The sequence below is a fragment of the Gemmatimonadaceae bacterium genome (assembly GCA_035606695.1).
In the GTDB taxonomy this organism is placed as follows: domain Bacteria; phylum Gemmatimonadota; class Gemmatimonadetes; order Gemmatimonadales; family Gemmatimonadaceae; genus JAQBQB01.
Map to the genome: position 1 here is coordinate 48,794 of DATNEW010000033.1, position 17,557 is coordinate 66,350.

Genomic DNA, 17,557 nt, shown 5'->3' on the forward strand with positions numbered 1-17,557 from the left:
CCGGGATGACGCTCGTCTCCTGTTCGACCGGTCAACAGCCGGCCGCCGATACGGCGAAGAAAGGAGCGGCGGGCAACGCGGCTTCAGGGGCGCGGCAGCCTCATAACTCCGATAGCCGTCTCGATTCATCGCTGCTCAAGGGCGAGCATCACGGAGGCACATCCGCCACGGGGACGGCAACTCCGGGTGCTCAAAGCGTCGCATACCATCGCTGGGATCCGGCGCTGCCGCCGGCGTCGACGAGTGGCCGAATTCAGTTGAACTGGCGCGCGCGAGAAGCCCCGGTGCGCACGTCGGACGACACCGTCATCGCCGGTTGGACGTTCGAGGGCGACATCCCGGGCCCAATCGTGCATTGCCGAGTCGGCGATACGGTCGAGTTTACGCTGACGAACGATGCCGACATTCCGCATTCCATGGATTTCCACGCCGCGCAGATCGATCCGAAGAACGCATTCAAGTCGGTGGCGAAAGGGCAGTCGGTGACATTCACGTTCACGCCAAAGTATGCCGGCGCGTTCATGTATCATTGCGGCACGTCTCCGGTGCTCATGCACATCGGCAGCGGCATGTTCGGCTGCATTGTCGTGAGCCCGCGCGAGCCGCTGCCCGCCGCGAAAGAGTTCGTGCTCGTGCAGAACGAGTTCTATCTCGCGGAGGCGGCGAACGGCGTGCGGGCATCGGACTATCAGAAAATGCTCAACACGCTGCCGGACATCGTGTGCTTCAACGGCCGGCCGAATCAATACGTGAAAGAGCCGATCCACGTGCGAGTGGGGGATCGCGTTCGGTTCTGGGTGGTGAGCGCCGGGCCGTCACACCCGTGCAACTTCCACGTCGTCGGCGAGCAATTCGACAAGGTTTACCTGGGCGCGCCGCCCGGGAACGCGATTTCCGGCGTGCAGACGTTCAGCATACCACCGGGCGGCGGCATGGGCTTTGAGCTCGTCTGTGATGTTCCTGGCGAGTTTCCGTTCGTGAATCACGGCTTCGGGCACGGCCAGAAGGGAGCAATTGGAATTTTGGTTGTCGACGGCGAACGCGTTCGAGTGAAATGATGAACCTCCTTCGATTGAAAGTCGTGCTCGCCGCCATCGAGATCGACGAGACGGCGGTCACCACGCTGCGGACTGCATCCGCGCTCGCCGCTGCCGCCGGGGCGCGACTCGACCTGGTGCACGTAGTGCACGCGGCGCGCGACGACGATGCGCGTGAATCGAAGAAGCGAGGCGAGCAAGCCGTGCGCGGGCTGCTCAGTCGCGCAGGAATTGACGTCGACAACACGCCCCTGCACGTGCTCGCCGGCGACGCGGCGCATTCGATTCGCGTACTCGCGGACAAGATCCGCGCCGACGTCGTCGTGCTCGGACCGCACCGACAAGAAATCGATCGCGGGAACAGATTGGGAAGCACCGCACTGGCGATCGTCACGGCGTCGTGGGCGCCGTGCCTGATCGTCACCGAGAGGATGCGCCTGCCGCTCGAGCGCGTGCTCGTGCCGGTGGACTTGTCGGACACCGCTCGGGGAGCGCTGGTGGTCGGGTTGTCGTGGGCATCGGCGCTTCGGTCGCAGAGGAGCGACACCGATCCTGGTGTCCGCTTGACGGCGCTGTACGCCGATCAGTCGTCCAGCGAACGCGGAACGGCGCCGGTCCCTCAGCTCGAGGCCGAGTTGATGCACGTTCGCGCCGCTGCCGGAACGTGGTCCGGCGTCGCGATCGAGGGCCCCGAAATCGTGCCCGGCGATCCCGCGACGGTCATCGCCGCATACGCAACCGAACAACCGGTCGGTCTGATTGTCATGGGGACACGCGGACTCGGACTCGACACGCCGGGACGACTCGGGTCGGTTGCAGGCGATGTCGCCAACCGCGTCGACACACCGATCCTCCTCGTACCGCCGGCGGTGTGGCAGGCGCACGCCGATGCGTGGTGAGATGCTGTTCAAAGATTCGAATATTTGCCGTCTGCTCATGCCACACAAGCATGCCGGACGTGCGTGACGAACGCGCGGGTCGTATGTTCGGCCATGGCCTTTCTGCGGACACCGCGAGACCGCGCCGGCCTGCTCATCCTCGTGTTGCCCCATCATACGCTCAATGAACATCACCTTTCTCGGCGCGGCGCGTGAAGTCACCGGATCGTGCCATCTCGTGCACGCCGGCCCATCGACGATCGCGCTGGACTTCGGAATGTTTCAGGGGCGCCGAAAGGACTCGAACGAGAAGAATCAGGCACTTCCGTTCGACGTAAAGGAACTGAACGCGGTCGTCTTGTCGCATGCGCACATCGATCACTCGGGACGCTTGCCGATGCTCGCCCGATACGGCTACGATGGCCCGATCTACGCCACTCCGGCGACGCACGATCTCTGCGCGATCATGCTCGCGGATTCGGCGCACATTCAAGCAAAGGACGCGGAGTTCCTGCAGCGACGGAACCGCGAGGTCGCGCCGCCATTGTACGACGCGCGCGACGTCGCCAAGGTCATGGGCCAAATGGTTTGTATTCCCTATGACAAACCGTTCGACGTCGCGCCCGGGATGCGAGGCACATTCGTCGAAGCCGGACACATTCTTGGCTCGGCATCAGTCATCCTCGAGTGTACCGAGGGCGCGACGAAACGCCGGCTCGTCTTCTCCGGGGACGTTGGCCGATGGGGGCTGCCGATCATCCGCGATCCGCATCCTCCGGAGGGCGCGGATGCCGTCATTCTCGAATCGACCTACGGAAATCGGGATCATACTCCGGTCGATGAGATGCCGAACCGTCTCGCGGAGATCGTCCGCGAGACCGCGGCGAAGGGAGGGCGTGTCATCGTACCCGCATTTGCGGTCGGGCGCGCGCAGGAGCTCATGTACGATCTGCATCGGCTCTCGCGCGCGAACGCGATTCCACCCATTCCGATCGTTCTCGACAGCCCGCTCGCCATCGCCGCGACGACGATCTTCGCGACAAATCCTGAGGCGTGCGATCAGCGGGAAGAGCTCGTGAACGAGGTCGACGACCTGTTCGACTTCGAGCAGCTCGAGTTTACGCGCGATGCGAACGCGTCGAAGGCGCTCAATACGCGGCATGGTCCGATGATCATCATTGCGGCATCCGGCATGGCCGAGGCCGGACGCATTCTGCATCACCTTGCCCACGGCGCGCCCGATCCGAGAAACACGATCCTGATCGTCGGTTTTCAGGCCGAGCACACGCTGGGGCGTCGGATCGTCGAGCGGCGAGAGACGCTCAAGATCTACGGTGAGGAGGTCCCGCTGAGGGCGCGCGTCGAGATTCTCAACGGCTACAGCGCGCACGCCGATCGCGGGGAGCGGCGGCGGTGGATCGACGCGGTGCGCGGGCCTTCGAGGCGCGATCTGCCTGTGCATCTCGTGCACGGCGAGCCGGAAGCGCAGGACGCCTTCGCCGCGAGTTTGCGCGCGGACGGTTACGCCGTCACTACGCCGGAGCGGGGAGCGACGACTTCGTTCTGATCTTGTGAGAAATATCTAATACCGAACGGTAGCTTCAACGGATTGATCGCGTCATCGTCGTGCTTGGCTTCAGATGCCACCGCGTCACGGACCGCCCTCTCCGGAGCGGGCAGTGACGAGCAGCACCGGAACCTCGCTGTGCGTGACCACATGCTCCGCGACGCTCCCAAGTACCAGTCTGCGTAACCCGCTCGCGCCGCGTGTCGACATTGCAATGAGCTCTACGAGCTCGTTGCGGATGGAGTCGACGATGACAGATCCAACATCGGCGGACTCGATGACACGCACCTCGGCGTGACTTCCGCGCGCGCGAAGGCGCTCCGCGATCGCACCCAGGCGCTGGTCGGCGACGGCGGCTCCGACATGCGTCCATTCGCCGCCATCCGGCGCTTCGTCACCCGACGTCGGCGTCCCCGGCGGCATGACGTGACCGCCGACGCGCTCGCGTCGCACGACTTGAAGGAACACGAATTCCAGCATCTCTGCCCGCGCGAGCGCGAGCAGCCTGGGAATGACACGCAATGCGGCTGACGATCCATCGAGAGGCACGAGTACCCGGCGAAGTGTGACCTGTTTGCCGCGCATGTACTCGCCTCGCGGAGGAACGACGACCACGGGCCGAGGCGATTCGCGAACGAGGCGGTCGGCGACACTTCCTTGAATTGCGCGGCCCACCGGGCCGGCCGCGTTCGTGGCCACGACCACGAACGCCGCATCGTGCGTTTCAAGATCGTGGAGCAACGTCGCGGCGACGTCGGCGCCATCGATGACGTCTCCCGTGACGTATCGCCGAATCCGCGAGCTCGGCCAGCGCGACGGCCACCGCAATCGCGCGCTCGTCCTTGTCCGACCCGTCGACGGTCAGCAGGATCGTCGGCGTCAGGGGTCTCTCGTTCGCATCAGAATGGGTCGACATCGCGCACGTGGTCTCGCCAGACGGCGGGTGGCACCAGGAGGATCGGGACCGACAACCGGCGAGTGACGGCGGCGGAGACAGATCCCCAGATCGATAAGCCGTGGTCCGCGGATGATCGCGTTCCCAGGATCACGAGCTCGCTGCCAGAGTCGATTGCGTGCCGCGAAATCGTAGCAGCGGGATCTGAATTCCTGATCGTGAGCCGCTCGACGGCGACGCCGGCCCAACCGGGCGCATTGCGCTGGAGAACATCGGCGTCGTGGACAACCGATCGCCGCATGTGCGCTGCGTCGTCCGTCGGATCTGCGTCGGTATCGACGTGAAGGACGGTTAGCGTAGCGTCGGTCGAGCTTTGATCTCGAAGCGCGGATGACCATGAGACGGCCACGAGCAGCGATCCTCGCGCGGCCTCGGACATGTCGACAGCGACGAGCGCGTTACGCAGCGGTAGCGTCAATGCCTCTGCGACGACCAAGACGGGAATGAGCGTACACGTCACGCACGCGTAGGCCATACTGCCGACCGGACGGTCGGATGCTGCCTTCGATTGTCCGTCCCGGCGCCCAAGAATTACGACGTCTGCTTTGAGCGTATGGGCGAGCGACGAGAGCGCGTGAGGCGGGTCGCCGAATACGACATGCGCCTGCGGTCGCGTTGCGCTCTTCACCAACGGCAGCGCCTTCTCGATATCCCTGTCGTATTCGCGGCGGCGGTCCGGTGTCACGCTGAGTTCGTCCCGCTCCGACGCGACGTACGCAACGTGCAATGTCGCACCGATTGCCGCCGCCAGGCGCGCGCCGGTTTCAACCGCTCCCGCCGACGTCTTGGTCAGATCGGTCGCGACGAGAATTTTCTCAATTTTCAGCAGACGCATGGGCGGGATCACCAACCCGTCGTGAAACAACCACGATATGAACTACGTGCCATCCAGGGCTATTGGACGACGTGCGTATGCCGATCGTTCAGGCCCGTGTTCAGCCAAGACCAATCTGTTTCATGAACGTTACGAGATCATAAAAGAGATTTTCTTCGATGATTTGTCCGTTCTCATCCCAACGCGCGACGGTGCAGAAGTCCACTTCGAACGACTTGCCGGTCGGTTTGATCTCCGTTCCATCGGGTCCCGTCATCGGTCCAGTCATGGTTCCCGTGAAGTGCGCGATCGAGCAGGTCCAATCGCCCGAGGCGAAGAAGACGCGATAGGGACGATTGTCGAGGTGCTGATTCGGGAAGGCCTTGAAGAAATCGATGGCCTCCTGGTTATGCGCCTTCAGGCCGTTGGTCGGCGGCTTGCCGGGCCAGGTGACGACGACGTCGGGCCGATGCCGCTTTTCGAACGTTTCGAGATCCTGCGAGTTCCAGGCGTCGTCGAGCGTTTGCATCAACTCCATGTTTCTCTTTTCGTTGCTCATGCCGCCCTCGTGTGATAGGAACGACAGCCGCGCTGCAAGACAAGCGCCGTCCAGCATCGCTATACTGCGAGTCGGCACATAGTTCCGCAGTCGGCAAAAGGTCCAACCCCGGAACACTCGCATCTCTCCTTGAGGGATTGACGATCGGCGCGTGGCCGGGCAGCGGATAATGTTCCCGTACCTTCGTCTATGACGCCTGTACTAGCGACGCACCGCCAGTCAACTGATAGACTGTATAATGCGGCGATTGATCCAGCCTGTGGTCGGCGACGATCAAACGGTATGCTCGCGCTGTCTGGTCCCCGGCCTGCGGCGGTGCCCGAGGAGTCCTGGTGCGTGGCGTTCGATACCCCCTGACTATGCGGGGGTCGTCGTTGTGCCGACTGCTTCAGATCTCGGGAGTCGCGATTGCCTCATTCGACGCGGCCGGTCCTTCGATCCGCCGACGGACAATCTCACGAGGCAGGAGGAGAGCGCCTCCAGAAGCGGCGTCGTAAACAGCGGAACCAGGAGGCTGGCTTGACCGGCACCGAGCGGGACGAATCAGCCTCGGCCCGAGCCTTCGATGGCGAGCGTCGAATCGCCGCTCAAGGAACGTTCCGAGTCGCGTCCATGTCCACGGGATTCATCGCGCTCGCGTTGGTCGTCGTTGCGCTGGTCTTGTCGGTGTTGATCCCGGCGCGACAGACCTGGCTCATCACGAAGCTGCTCCGCGAAACCACTGAGGTTCTGAGCCCTGCTCGCTTGCTTCAGGCCGAGTTGCAGTCGGGACTCGCAGAGGAAATTGGCGCGCTTCAGAGTTATGCACTGTCGGGAGACACCACGTTCCTGGCGCGATATGGGGTGATGTCTGCGCGGGACGATAAACGCCTCGCCGCCCTCGACGCGGTCGCCGGCCGCTTCGGCGCGCACTCGGCAGCACATCTCGACACGGTTCGACAACGAATCGAAACCTGGCGACGCACGGCCGGCGCGTCGATCGCGCAACGGGCGGCTCGCGACGACGTCGCGGCGGCGTTTCGGAACGGTCGCGGCGACTACTACGCCTTTCAGGTCGCGATCGCCGACTTGTCGGCGGACTTTGCCGCCGAAGCCTCTGCGCGAGACGATCGGGTTCAGTCGCTGGAGCACCTCGGTCTGATCTGGAACGCCGCGATGGTGCTCGCGGCCTTTGTCGCGCTTTGTGCGGTGGTGATGCTGACCGTTCGAGAGCGCCGGCTCGCGGCATCGCTTCGGAGGCGCGTCAAACAAGAGTCGATGCGTGCGCGGCAGGAGTTGGCGCTGCGCGAATTTGCCGAAGCATTGGCGGGCGCGTTCACGATCGACGACGTGACGCAACGCATTGCCGATGCTGCCTTGGCAACCGTCGGGGGCCGCGGCGCCTTCGTCGAATGGATCTCGATGCAACCGGATGAACCAGCCTCCGTCAGTGTCAGAGCCGTCGCGGGCGCGGGCGTACCACCACTTTCCAGCGTATGTGAATATGCTGGTTCGTATACGGAGCAGGTGGCGGTGAATCCGAAGCCCGCGCTCATTCCGAACCTCGGTCAGGCTGATTCCAGTGCGCGCACCACGCTGAGTGGACCGCAAGGTCCGGCTATCGTCGTGCCGCTTCGATCAGGAGGGAAGCCCCTCGGCGCCCTCTTCGTGCTGAGTAGCCGCGACCATTTTCGTGCGGACGATGTGGCGCGGGCGGCGATCTTCAGTCATCTGGCAGCCCTTGCCTACGAGAAGGTGCGGTTACTAGACGAAGCCATTCAAGGGCGGCGGAGACTCGAGCGCGTGATCACGAGCCGGTCGCGCTTGATGCGTGGATTCAGCCACGATGTGAAAAACCCCATTGGCGCCGCGGACGGATACGCCGAATTGCTCAGCGACGGCGTGTATGGCGACTTGAACGCACGCCAACAAGAGAGCGTCACGCGCTTGCGTCGCTGCGTTCGCGAGGCGCTCGACTTGATCGACGACCTCCACGAGCTCGCGCGGGCCGAGACAGGTCATCTGGCGCTCTCGCCGGATCCGGTCGATGTCGCGGAGCTAGTGTGCGGCGCGGTCGAGGAATATCAGGCGAGTGCGGCGTCGCGCCGGCTATCGCTCACCGTCGAAATCGCGGACGATTTGCCAATGCTCACCACGAGCCGAACGCGGGTCCGTCAGATCCTTGCCAACCTGCTCTCGAACGCCCTCAAGTACGCGGACGCGGGATCAGTCGCCGTGAGCGCCGGTCGCGCGTCAACGGGTCCATTCGGCGCCGGAGGGGATTGGGTGTACATCCAGGTTCGCGATACAGGCCGCGGCATTCCGGCCGACAAACTGGACTTCATCTTCGAGGAGTTCGGCAGAATCGGCGACAGCGATCAGACGGGTGCCGGCCTCGGACTCGCGATCAGCCGGCTACTCGCGCAAGCGCTCGGTGGTCAGATCTCCGTCGCCAGCCGGATTGGAGTCGGTTCCACGTTCAGTCTTTGGCTACCGTTGACGTCTCAGGAGGTTTTGGAGACCGCCGCGGCCGTCCACGAGGGGTCGGGATAGGATCGCAACGTCGCGACAGGCACGATCATCGTGCTCGCGACCTCGTGCTGCGCTTCGCTTGCGTGCGCTTCATACGCGCGCGAATGACATCCGCGAGAACAATGGCGTCGTTGTGTTCTTCGTCCCGAGCCCCGAACACGAGCGTAACACGTTGTCTCGAGGCCCATCGCGCGAGTTGATCGACGAGCTGCGCGTGTTCGCGGAGCTCGCGTTTGTATCGCCGTCGAAACTCGATCCATTTCTCGGGGTCGTGTTGGAACCAACGCCTCAGCTCCGACGAGGGCGAGAGCTCTTTCATCCAGTCGTGAATCGCGAGCCGCCGCTTGCTCAGCCCTCTCGGCCACAGGCGGTCGACAAGGATGCGTCGGCCATCCGACGCCTCCGCCCGTTCATACGCGCGCTTTAGCCGTATCACGCTGAACCTTCCGTGAGATCGAGGAATCTGTCGTGCGGGCTGAGTGCTCACAGCCGGTTCTTGGGCCTCCGACGGGTAAGGTGTCGGCCGCGAGGCGCTGTGTCGTTGGTACGTCCGTCGAGCATCATGGTACACGCGCGTCATTTTGAAGCATCGACGCTGACGACAACTTGTCAATCCCGGCCGTTCACCACGTAGTGAGGAGGATGGAGAATCATGACTGCGTCGCAGATCTTGTCGCTGCAGCCGCCACGCCGCCACAACGCACGGCGAGAAGGCGTGCGCCTCGGGTTGATCATGGCCACGGCAACGTGGCTCTGGGTTGCGCTGGTCGACGCCGTGTTCGGACATGCTTTTCACACGTTCACCGCACTCGGCGGCATCGCGGGCTTCACTGTGATGCACTATCTGTTGAACATCACGTACGCGGTGGTGGTTCTCTCCGTGATTCACGGCGCCGCGCGCGCCCCGAGCCTGATGTTCGCCGTGATTTTCGGAGTGCTGATGCTCGAAGGAGGGATCGCGATGATGACGAACCTCGTGGCAGAAGCAGCGGTCGGAGATATCGCCTGGGTCGGGATTTTCGGCGGCAGCCTCATCGCGACGGCTATCGCCCTTGCTCTGCTGGTTCGAACGCATCCGCTCGCGACGTACCTGCGGCGGGCCGAGGAAGAAACGTAAATGTGCTCAAGGCGGGACGGGTCAGTCGATCAGGCCGCGACGTTGGGCGTGTGTCACGGCTTCGAGTCGATTGTGCGTACGGAGCTTGCGATTGATGTGATGCAGGTGATTCCGCAATGTCTGTGGCGAGATCTTCAGTTTGCGCGCGATACTCGTCGCGTTTTTTCCCTGGGCAAACAACGCGAGAATGCGGCGCTCCTGCTCGGAGAGCGGTTCGACCGGCGCATGATCCGACACGGGATCGGTGACCGCCACGACTTGGCGCGCCAGGTCCGACAACTTCGTCACGAGCGCCTCCCGCTGGCGTCGTTCGGTCATGTCCCGCGCCAGCCTCACGAAGAGCCGTCGGCCAGTCCGCGAATTGTCGAAGACGATCGTCGACACGTTGATCCATATGCGCTCGCCCGGCTTCGTCGAGACCTCCAAGTCGAAGTTCGGAATACCTCGCTCGTCGTTCCAATGGCGCGCGGCGGCCTCGAGGCCGCCGGCGAGCGCGTCGGTGCCCAGCGCGTCCCTCGCGTTGAGCACACTGTCGATGTTTCGGCGGACAACGTCCGCGCTCGCGTGACCGAGCAGACGCTCGGCGGCTCTGTTCCACGAGCAAATCTCGCCGTCGGACGTCACGGTGTATGCGGCATCCGCAGTGTGCTCGAGCAATGCAAACAGTTCCGATTCGAGCATGTGTCTCAGCGTTCCCGGCGTGAGATGCTTGGTAAGGTACGTCGCCGCCGGCTCGAGCGGTGCGTCGGACATATTCGCCCGTGGTACCGTGGCGGCCGGGCCCGCGGACGAGCAGATCGGAATGCGTGCGTACGAAATCTACCGCGAGCGCGGAGGCCGAGTCGGCGACGCGCGAGCACGAACGCGCCCATCGTGTCACGTTTGCGCGAGATCGATTCGACGCTGTCGTGGTGCGGAATGACTGTATTCGCGGAAGTATTACCTATGCTTCCGCGTCACCGCTGTTCCGCGTGGCTGACCGTTCACGTTCGCCGCGCGACATGAGCGCACGAATGTCGTACGATGGTTCGTGCAATCCGACCACGACGGCAATGCCGCCGAGGACGAGAGGGATGATCACAGCGAGCGGATCGCGCAAGACCGTCACGTGTGCGATCGCGGCACCGAGCATCGTTGCAGCGAGGAGCAGCGCGCCGTATCGGCTCGTCCGCGGCGGCGCCATCAGCACGCCGCCGAGCACCTCGACGACGCCGGTGAACACGCGAAACCATTGGCCGAGGCCGATGCGAGCGAAAATCAGCACCCATTCGCTGCCAGGGCGCGAGTCGAACTTGCCCAGGCCGATCGAAACGAAGATGAGCGCGACGCCGACTCGGATCACCCAAAATGCGGATGGTGGCCCGGAGGGCTTCATGGTGGGCCCGCTGTTCTTCCGCGGCGCACCATCGCCGTGATTGCGCTGATCACGACGCTCAACGGCGCCGTACGCGTTCGACGACGTCGCGTACCGCCCACACCACCGTATCGGGGAACTCCAGCGGAATGAAATGTCCGCTTTGTGCGATGACGACCGCGCGGCCATTCGTCGATGCAGCGGCGAGCTCCCGGTGAATGGCCAGCTTTTCCGTCAATGCGTCGGGCGGCAGCGCATCATGGCCTGCTGACAGCACGAGCACGGGCGTGCTTCCGAACCCGCCGGCTGCGCGCGCCTCGTCGCCCAGCGATTGATACGGTCCTTCGCCGCTGTTCGCGACGATGGCGCTCGGCTCCTGCTCGAGGGCGTTGAGCTCGCGCCAGTCACTGGCGGTCCAGGACGGCGGGCGCGAGGGAGTGGGCGCGCTGAAAAATCTAGGTACGCCAAAGAATCCCAACGTCCTGGCAACGCGCGCCATCCCCGCGGGAGACAGCGGGGGCGTTCGCCGCGGTGTGCTGCGCATGCGCGTCGCGATGTCCTCGCTTGCCGGGTCAATCAATACGAGTCCGGCAACTTCATCGCGATACGAGGCGTTGAACACGCGCGCATAGAATCCGCCGAGCGAGTGCGCGACGAGCACGTACGGTGGCCGCTCGCCGGCGGCGTGGAGCAGCGCGTGCAAATCGCTCGCGATCTCGGCCGCCGTGCGCGGCGCCGGGGCCGGATCGCTCCAGCCCATGCCGGCGCGATCGTACCAGCAGGACCGCGCGAACGCCGACGTTCGCGTGAGGATCGGCGTCCAGAAGAAGCCTGGGATTTGCTTTCCCGCTTCATAGACGATCGTCGGCGCGCCGCTGCCGGCGCAATGCAGGTTGAGCTCGCGCGCGCCAATCGATACGCGGTGGCCGACCGCGGGATACCGGCGACTGTCGCGCCATTCCGCGATACGCTCCGATCCTGCGCCGACGATGGCGAGCGCCGGAAGAGCCGCAATGCCGGCCATGCCGAACCGGTTCATTTGGATGCTCCGTCACCTGAGAGGACGACGCCACTATTCCCAAAACGAGAATAGTATGGCGCACTATACCCGGAACGGGAATAGTCGTCAAGCCGTCGCCGCTTGACCTTCGCGGTACGGTCCCTGATACTTGGACATGACGAACAGTTCGCGCCCGCTGGGGCTCACGGCGATCCGGCTCCTGATCGGCCTGGCCGACGGTGAGCGGCACGGGTACGCGCTCATGCAGGAGCTGCGCGTTGACGGCTTCGGTCCGGCGCTCGGGCCCGGCGCGCTGTACCGTACCATTCAGCAACTCGTATCGCAGCACCTCGTCGCCGAGTCGGCGGGCGCGTCGAGCGACTCGTTTGACGAGCGGCGCCGCTACTTTCGTCTCACCGCAGCCGGACGACGAGCGCTCGCGACCGAAGCGGATCGGATGTCCGAGCTGGTGCGCCGAGCGGCGAAGAAAGGCATCGTCGCGCGCGCGCGCGGCTAGGGCGAGCGCCGTCACGTGTCGCGTCCGTCAGAGAGCCGCTCCGTTGCCGTGTATCGGCGACTCGTGGGCGCGTACCCGTGGCGTTTTCGGTCGCGATACGAGGAGGCGGTCGTCGCGGCGTTTGCTCTCGAACTGGAGCGCGTTCAGGGCTCGCGGTCCCGGCGCGCGTTGGCCGCGTTCTGGGCGTTCATGCTCGTTGATCTTGTCGCGAGCGTCGGACTGGCTCATCTCTGGGCTACGCGGCGGCGTTTGGCCTACGCCGCGCGATTGATTCACGAAAGCTCCGGATTCATGGCGGCGTTCGGGACGTTGATCATCGTTTCGGTATGGGCGTGGTCGCGCTTTGCGACCGATGACGGCACGCATACGCGCGCCGTCGCGCTCAGCTTCTGCGTCTCAGCGGTGGCGGCGGCTGTGAGCTGGGCCGTCTCACGATTGATTTGCGTATCGTACGGGGTGCGTCGGCTGCGTAGCCTGGTTCACTACGCCAGCGTACGACGCGCACGAGTCCTGGCGGGTTTCGCAAAGGTGTCATTGACGACGCTCGTCGTGGCTTCGGCAATCGAGCTGCGACATCAGCGCGCGAGCGACGTGTTCATCAACCAAGCGGTCTCGTTTACCTTCTGGGCCGGCCTCGCAGTCGCGCTGACCGCGCTCATCGGTTTGCATTTCGCGCTGGATAAGCTGCTGCAGTATTGTGGCCGCTGCGCGCGGCTCGTCAGCGACCCTTGGAAACGGATCTAGTCCCGCTTCGACGACCGGAACGTTGCCTCGGCGCATGAGGACGCGGTTCCGTCGAGCAACGGGCTCGCTCGTCCACGGAGATAGCGATCGAAGAACGCCACCGTGTAGGCCGAAATGATCTCATGGTCGCGCCGCGCGTTCAACAGCGTCGAGATTCTCCTGCGCGGCGGCCCGAAGCGCTTCGGGTGCGCCCGATGGACGCAGCCGTGAGCGCGCGGATGAATTGGTGCGGTCGAATGGTCATCATATGGGCCGTTGGGTTGGCATTATTCTTCTCGAATGAGCCCCTGCTCGCGTGCCACGCGCACGGCCGCCGTGCGGTTGTCCACGCCCAGCTTTTCGAATATGTGCACGAGGTGCGCTTTGACCGTCGGCTCGGCGATCCCCAGTCCGGCCGCAATACTCTTGTTGCCATCGCCGCGTGCGACACGGTGGAGGACCTCGAGCTCCCGATCGGTCAATGTCACGCGGGCCGGTTGCTGCCAACGCGCCATCAATCGTTCGGTAACGAGCGGTGCGAGATATCGCTCGTCACGCGCGACCGCGCGCAATGCGCGGAACAACTCATCGTGCGGGACATCCTTCAGTAGGTAACCGACCGCTCCCGCTTCGATCGCCCGCAGTACTTCGCCGTCGGACGCATACGTTGTCAAAACGACGATGCGCGTCGACGGACGAGCGCGAAGAATCGCCGCCGCCGCCGCGACGCCGTCGCGGCCCGGCATTCGGAGGTCCATCAGCACCAGATCCGGCTCCAACCGTGCGGCGCCGGCAATCGCCTCATCTCCCGTTGCAGCCTCGCCCACGACGTCGAAATCCGCCTGCGTCGCGAGCACGCTCGTAATGCCACTGCGGACAATCGGATGATCGTCGACGACGAGAATACGAATTCGCGTCATGCGCGCGTCATGCGCGCGTCATGCTCGCGGCAGAGAGATCGCTGCCAACGGCAGCGCGACCGTGATACTCGTGCCGGTTCCACGATCGCTCTCGATGAGAACGTGCCCGCCGAACGGACGCACACGCTCGCGCATTCCGGTGAGGCCCATGTGCTCCACGCGCGAATCATCCGAATTGGTGAACCCACAACCGTCGTCTTCGACGCAGAGCAGCACGAGCTCGTCGACGCATTGCATCGAGACGCCCACGCGTGTCGCGTGCGCGTGACGGGCGACGTTGCTCAGCGACTCCTGCGTCGCGCGCAGAAAGATGACATCGGCGTCGGGCTGGAGGGGTGGCAGCACGCCGATCGTACAGGTGGCGGCGACATCGTTCGCTTCGCTCCATTGCGCGACGATGCGCTCGAGCGCCGCAGGCAGCGTTGCTTCGACCAACTGTGGCGGTCGGAGTGCCCAAACGAGCCGGCGAATCTCCGCCAGGCTTTCTCTCGATACTGCCTGCGCGCTCGCGAGATGCGGACGCGCGCTCGCCATGATGTCGTCGAGAGAAGCGCCGGCTTCAGTGCTCGATCGGCCCACGACCAGCTCGACCGCCTCGAGATGCTTGATCACGCTCGTAAATCCCTGGGCGAGCGTGTCGTGAATGTCACGTGCCAGGCGTTGCCGCTCTTCCTGCACGCCCGACTCCCGCGACCGCTCGGCAAGATCACGCTGCGCATCGTCGAGCTGACGCAGCAGTTGCGACCGAACTGACGCGTCACGGTTGGAGCGATGGATGTAGAGCATGACCGTTCCCACGGTGAGCCCGGTGGCCAAGAGGCCTACGATCCGGGCAAGCGTCAGCTTCGCATCCCATCCGTGGCGCCCGCTCTGGACGAGCAGATCGCCGAGGGAAAGCAGAACGATCAGCGTGAGCGTTGCGATGCCCCATCCAAAGGGGAGAAAGATGAATCCTTGAAGAATCGCGCCGAGGATCAACAGGCTGAATGCGGTATTCGTTGCAACCGCGGCGACGATGATCGCCCAGCCGAGCGTGACGAAGAGGGAGATTGCCCAGCGCCGCCGGAGTATCCAGGCATACGATGAAACGCCGACGGCGTGGTACGCGGCGATCAACACGACTGCGCCGATGGTTCGTGCCGAGCCCCGAGACAGGAGGAAGCGCTCGATTCCGCCGGAGGCGTCGAGGACGATGTAGCAGACGACGAGGAGAGCCGCCGCTTGCGTCCCTGCCCACACGCGGAGCCAGAGGCGCCCGTTGGACGCAAACAGCGGTTCGACTGGCGATTGATCAGAGGCGACGGTCATGACGCGTAGACGAAGGATGCTTCACCAACGTACGCCGCGCATCCGTCAAAAGTTGTATGTCCCCCGCGACCTCTGGACGATACCGGCATTTGCGCTGGAGACGTAGCGTCAGCGCTCCGGCTTCCGGCCCACACTGGAGTGCTCATGTTCCGTCTTGACAGTCGCTTGCTGCGAACGCTGTGCACCGTCGCCATGTGCGTCGTTGGTTCGGCGCCCTCCGCTCTCCAGGCCCAGGCGCGGTGGTATGTCTCCACGATCGGCGCGGACACACTGACACTCGAGCGCGTGGAGCGGGCGGGGAGCAGGATCTCAGGCCTCTGGGTTACCTACCACAATGGCGCGGATCGACATCGGGAGATCATGCGGCATGAGTACACCATGGCATTGACCTCCGAGGGACACCCCAAGTCTGCACACCTCTTGCTGCGGCATCCGGGCGGGAAGGTTGAATACACCTACGACGCGCAGTTTACCGACGATACGGTGTTCGTTGCAATCGTCTCTGACTCCGCGGTGCGCCGAGCGATTGCTGCCCACGGCGCCTATCCCATACTTGGCGGGTCGATCGGGATGTTCGAGGCGATGATTGCCGGGGCGAGAACAGGCCGATCCGCGCCTGATTCGACCGTCATCGTCACCGTGCCGATCACCGGGCCGTTCACGGCGCAGTCGCTGCCGATTGCGCTGCTCACGGTGAATGCGACGCGGCTAGGTCCTCGTGGCGGGCCCACGCTGTATACCGACGCCCGTGGGAGCGTCGATTCGATCGCCGGCGCAAATGGGCAGGTGCCGTTGCGGCGTGTTTCCGCGTTTGACATCGATGCCGTTGCCCTTTCCGCGCATCGATCGCTGGACGCACCGAAGCGAGTGCCGCCGCCATGATCGCTCATAAGCGTACACTAATGAGCGTACACTCATGATTAGATACTCAACATGATCGCGGTGTCTCGCGCGTCCCTGGCCGAAGGCGTCTCCGCCATGACAGCCAATCCATTGCGGACCGCGCTCTCGACACTCGGCGTGGTGATGGGCATTGCATCCGTGATCGCGACGCTCACGCTCGCGGACGGATTTGAGGGATTCCTTCGCGACCGCATTGCCGCCCAGACGGGCATCCTGTCCATTGCCGTCAGTCCGAGAACGCAAATCATTCGTGACGGCTTTGCCTTCCCGAACGCGGTTTACCCGGTCTTCGACCGACACGACGCCGCCGAGCTGCACGCATTCCTTGGGGGTCGTATCGACGTGACGATGAGCGTCACGGGCACCACAATCGTGGAGGCGCCACGCAAACCGGCCCACGCCGCGGCGGTGACTGCGACGCTTGCGAACTATCTCCGCTTTGGCGCCCGCGATGTGTTCGCGGGCCGGTACCTCACCGAGGCCGAGGTCGCACACAACACGCCGGTTGCCGTGCTGTCGTACAAGCTTGCAACGGAACTCTCACCCACTGGAGATCCGGCGGAGATGATCGGTCGCGAAGTGAGGGTACGAGGCCACATGGCCACGACCGTCGGCGTGATGCCGCCCTACGTCGGTGAGACGACGTTCGAAATCTTCGTTCCGCTCCGCCAGGCCGCCGCCGCGCTGGGTGCGCACGACGGGAAAGTGCCATCGCTCGCCGTCCTCGCGCCGAGTATCGAGCTCGTTGATCCCACCAGGGAGCGAATCATTGATTGGCTGGCGACACGCTATCGCGATTGGGACCGTCAGGTGTCCGTCACGACCTCGCTCGCGCAGCTCGCGCAAGTGCGCGGGGCAATGAGCGTTTTGAAATTCGTCCTGGGCGCGTTCGCCGGAATCGCGCTCGTCGTTGGCGGTGTGGGAATCATGAACGTGTTGCTTGCCGGGGTCGCCGAGCGGACCCGTGAGATCGGCGTCAGAAAGGCGCTCGGCGCGCGTCGTCGCGACATCATGTGGCAATTCCTCACCGAGTCTATTGCCATTGCGACCCTTGGAAGTGGATTGGGGACCTGCTTGGGGCTAGGCGGTGCGTTTGCACTTGCGGCGCTGGTTCGCTGGCGTGTGCCGGGAGCGCAACTCTGGGCCGCCGTGACCTGGCCAACCATCGTGACGTCGGTGGTCTCGGCGGTCGCCGTCGGTATCGTGTTCGGAATGTTGCCGGCACTTCGCGCGGCGCGACTGTCGCCGATCGACGCGATCCGCCACGAATGAAGCGCGTGTGCGCGATCCCGCGGCAGTACACCATTGATCGGCCTCCTAAATCCGACCAAGGACCAATGGGTCCGCTCTCCTGCGTGTCATAGGGTTCACGCTGCGCCTGTCTCGGTGAAACA

General features: G+C 64.1%; 17 protein-coding genes. 9 read left to right on the forward strand and 8 right to left on the reverse strand.

Annotated elements, in window-relative coordinates:
* Positions 1 to 5 precede the first annotated feature (5 nt).
* The 3 genes from VN706_17815 to VN706_17825 all read left to right on the forward strand — a co-directional run bounded on the left by VN706_17815 (position 6) and on the right by VN706_17825 (position 3,482).
* Positions 6 to 1,058 carry a multicopper oxidase domain-containing protein gene (locus tag VN706_17815; GenBank protein ID HXT17503.1) on the forward strand — a complete coding sequence of 351 codons (1,053 nt, stop codon included), beginning with the start codon at positions 6 to 8 and terminating at the stop codon, positions 1,056 to 1,058.
* On the forward strand, positions 1,055 to 1,936 hold the full coding sequence (locus VN706_17820; GenBank protein HXT17504.1) for a universal stress protein: 882 nt from the start codon (positions 1,055 to 1,057) through the stop codon (positions 1,934 to 1,936). Before VN706_17815 ends, VN706_17820 begins: the two co-directional genes overlap by 4 nt.
* A 163-nt stretch (positions 1,937 to 2,099) precedes the next feature.
* Positions 2,100 to 3,482 (forward strand): MBL fold metallo-hydrolase, encoded by a 1,383-nt coding sequence (locus VN706_17825; protein ID HXT17505.1) that lies wholly within the window; start codon positions 2,100 to 2,102, stop codon positions 3,480 to 3,482.
* Positions 3,483 to 3,566: 84 nt separating this feature from the next.
* Here VN706_17825 and VN706_17830 read toward each other — a convergent pair whose 3' ends face one another.
* The 3 genes from VN706_17830 to VN706_17840 form a co-directional block, all read right to left on the reverse strand.
* Complete coding sequence (locus VN706_17830; GenBank protein HXT17506.1) at positions 3,567 to 4,310, reverse strand: universal stress protein; 744 nt, start codon at positions 4,308 to 4,310, stop codon at positions 3,567 to 3,569.
* A 71-nt stretch (positions 4,311 to 4,381) separates the two neighbouring features.
* Complete coding sequence (locus VN706_17835; protein ID HXT17507.1) at positions 4,382 to 5,272, reverse strand: universal stress protein; 891 nt, start codon at positions 5,270 to 5,272, stop codon at positions 4,382 to 4,384.
* A gap of 100 nt (positions 5,273 to 5,372) precedes the next feature.
* The gene (locus VN706_17840) at positions 5,373 to 5,810 is read right to left on the reverse strand and encodes an ester cyclase (protein ID HXT17508.1); all 438 of its coding nucleotides are present in this window, start codon (positions 5,808 to 5,810) and stop codon (positions 5,373 to 5,375) included.
* 612 nt (positions 5,811 to 6,422) lie between these two features.
* On the opposite strand from VN706_17840, the gene VN706_17845 reads away from it, so the two are divergent.
* The gene (locus VN706_17845) at positions 6,423 to 8,342 is read left to right on the forward strand and encodes an ATP-binding protein (protein HXT17509.1); all 1,920 of its coding nucleotides are present in this window, start codon (positions 6,423 to 6,425) and stop codon (positions 8,340 to 8,342) included.
* A 631-nt stretch (positions 8,343 to 8,973) separates the two neighbouring features.
* A complete protein-coding gene (locus tag VN706_17850) occupies positions 8,974 to 9,438 on the forward strand; it encodes a hypothetical protein (GenBank protein HXT17510.1) in 465 nt (154 codons plus the stop codon).
* Between the two features lie 21 nt (positions 9,439 to 9,459).
* Here VN706_17850 and VN706_17855 read toward each other — a convergent pair whose 3' ends face one another.
* From VN706_17855 to VN706_17865, 3 genes are all read right to left on the reverse strand, one after another.
* Positions 9,460 to 10,191 carry a LuxR C-terminal-related transcriptional regulator gene (locus VN706_17855; GenBank protein HXT17511.1) on the reverse strand — a complete coding sequence of 244 codons (732 nt, stop codon included), beginning with the start codon at positions 10,189 to 10,191 and terminating at the stop codon, positions 9,460 to 9,462.
* A gap of 190 nt (positions 10,192 to 10,381) precedes the next feature.
* Positions 10,382 to 10,780, reverse strand: coding sequence for a DoxX family protein (locus tag VN706_17860; GenBank protein ID HXT17512.1), 399 nt, complete (start codon positions 10,778 to 10,780; stop codon positions 10,382 to 10,384).
* 91 nt (positions 10,781 to 10,871) lie between these two features.
* Positions 10,872 to 11,831 carry an alpha/beta hydrolase gene (locus VN706_17865; protein ID HXT17513.1) on the reverse strand — a complete coding sequence of 320 codons (960 nt, stop codon included), beginning with the start codon at positions 11,829 to 11,831 and terminating at the stop codon, positions 10,872 to 10,874.
* A 136-nt stretch (positions 11,832 to 11,967) separates the two neighbouring features.
* Here VN706_17865 and VN706_17870 point away from each other — a divergent pair, with 136 nt between their 5' ends.
* Positions 11,968 to 12,309 (forward strand): PadR family transcriptional regulator, encoded by a 342-nt coding sequence (locus VN706_17870; protein ID HXT17514.1) that lies wholly within the window; start codon positions 11,968 to 11,970, stop codon positions 12,307 to 12,309.
* A gap of 15 nt (positions 12,310 to 12,324) precedes the next feature.
* Positions 12,325 to 13,053 carry a hypothetical protein gene (locus VN706_17875; protein HXT17515.1) on the forward strand — a complete coding sequence of 243 codons (729 nt, stop codon included), beginning with the start codon at positions 12,325 to 12,327 and terminating at the stop codon, positions 13,051 to 13,053.
* Between the two features lie 266 nt (positions 13,054 to 13,319).
* Here VN706_17875 and VN706_17880 read toward each other — a convergent pair whose 3' ends face one another.
* Together VN706_17880 and VN706_17885 are read right to left on the reverse strand one after the other, a co-directional pair.
* The gene (locus tag VN706_17880; GenBank protein HXT17516.1) at positions 13,320 to 13,952 is read right to left on the reverse strand and encodes a response regulator transcription factor; all 633 of its coding nucleotides are present in this window, start codon (positions 13,950 to 13,952) and stop codon (positions 13,320 to 13,322) included.
* Between the two features lie 18 nt (positions 13,953 to 13,970).
* Positions 13,971 to 15,260, reverse strand: a complete 1,290-nt coding sequence (locus tag VN706_17885; protein ID HXT17517.1) for a sensor histidine kinase — start codon at positions 15,258 to 15,260, stop codon at positions 13,971 to 13,973.
* A gap of 144 nt (positions 15,261 to 15,404) precedes the next feature.
* Between VN706_17885 and VN706_17890 the strand changes: the two genes are divergently transcribed.
* Positions 15,405 to 16,142: a hypothetical protein gene (locus VN706_17890; GenBank protein ID HXT17518.1), complete on the forward strand. Its 738-nt coding sequence runs from the start codon at positions 15,405 to 15,407 to the stop codon at positions 16,140 to 16,142.
* Positions 16,143 to 16,193: 51 nt separating this feature from the next.
* A complete protein-coding gene (locus VN706_17895) occupies positions 16,194 to 17,435 on the forward strand; it encodes an ABC transporter permease (GenBank protein HXT17519.1) in 1,242 nt (413 codons plus the stop codon).
* The last annotated feature ends 122 nt before the right edge of the window (positions 17,436 to 17,557 follow it).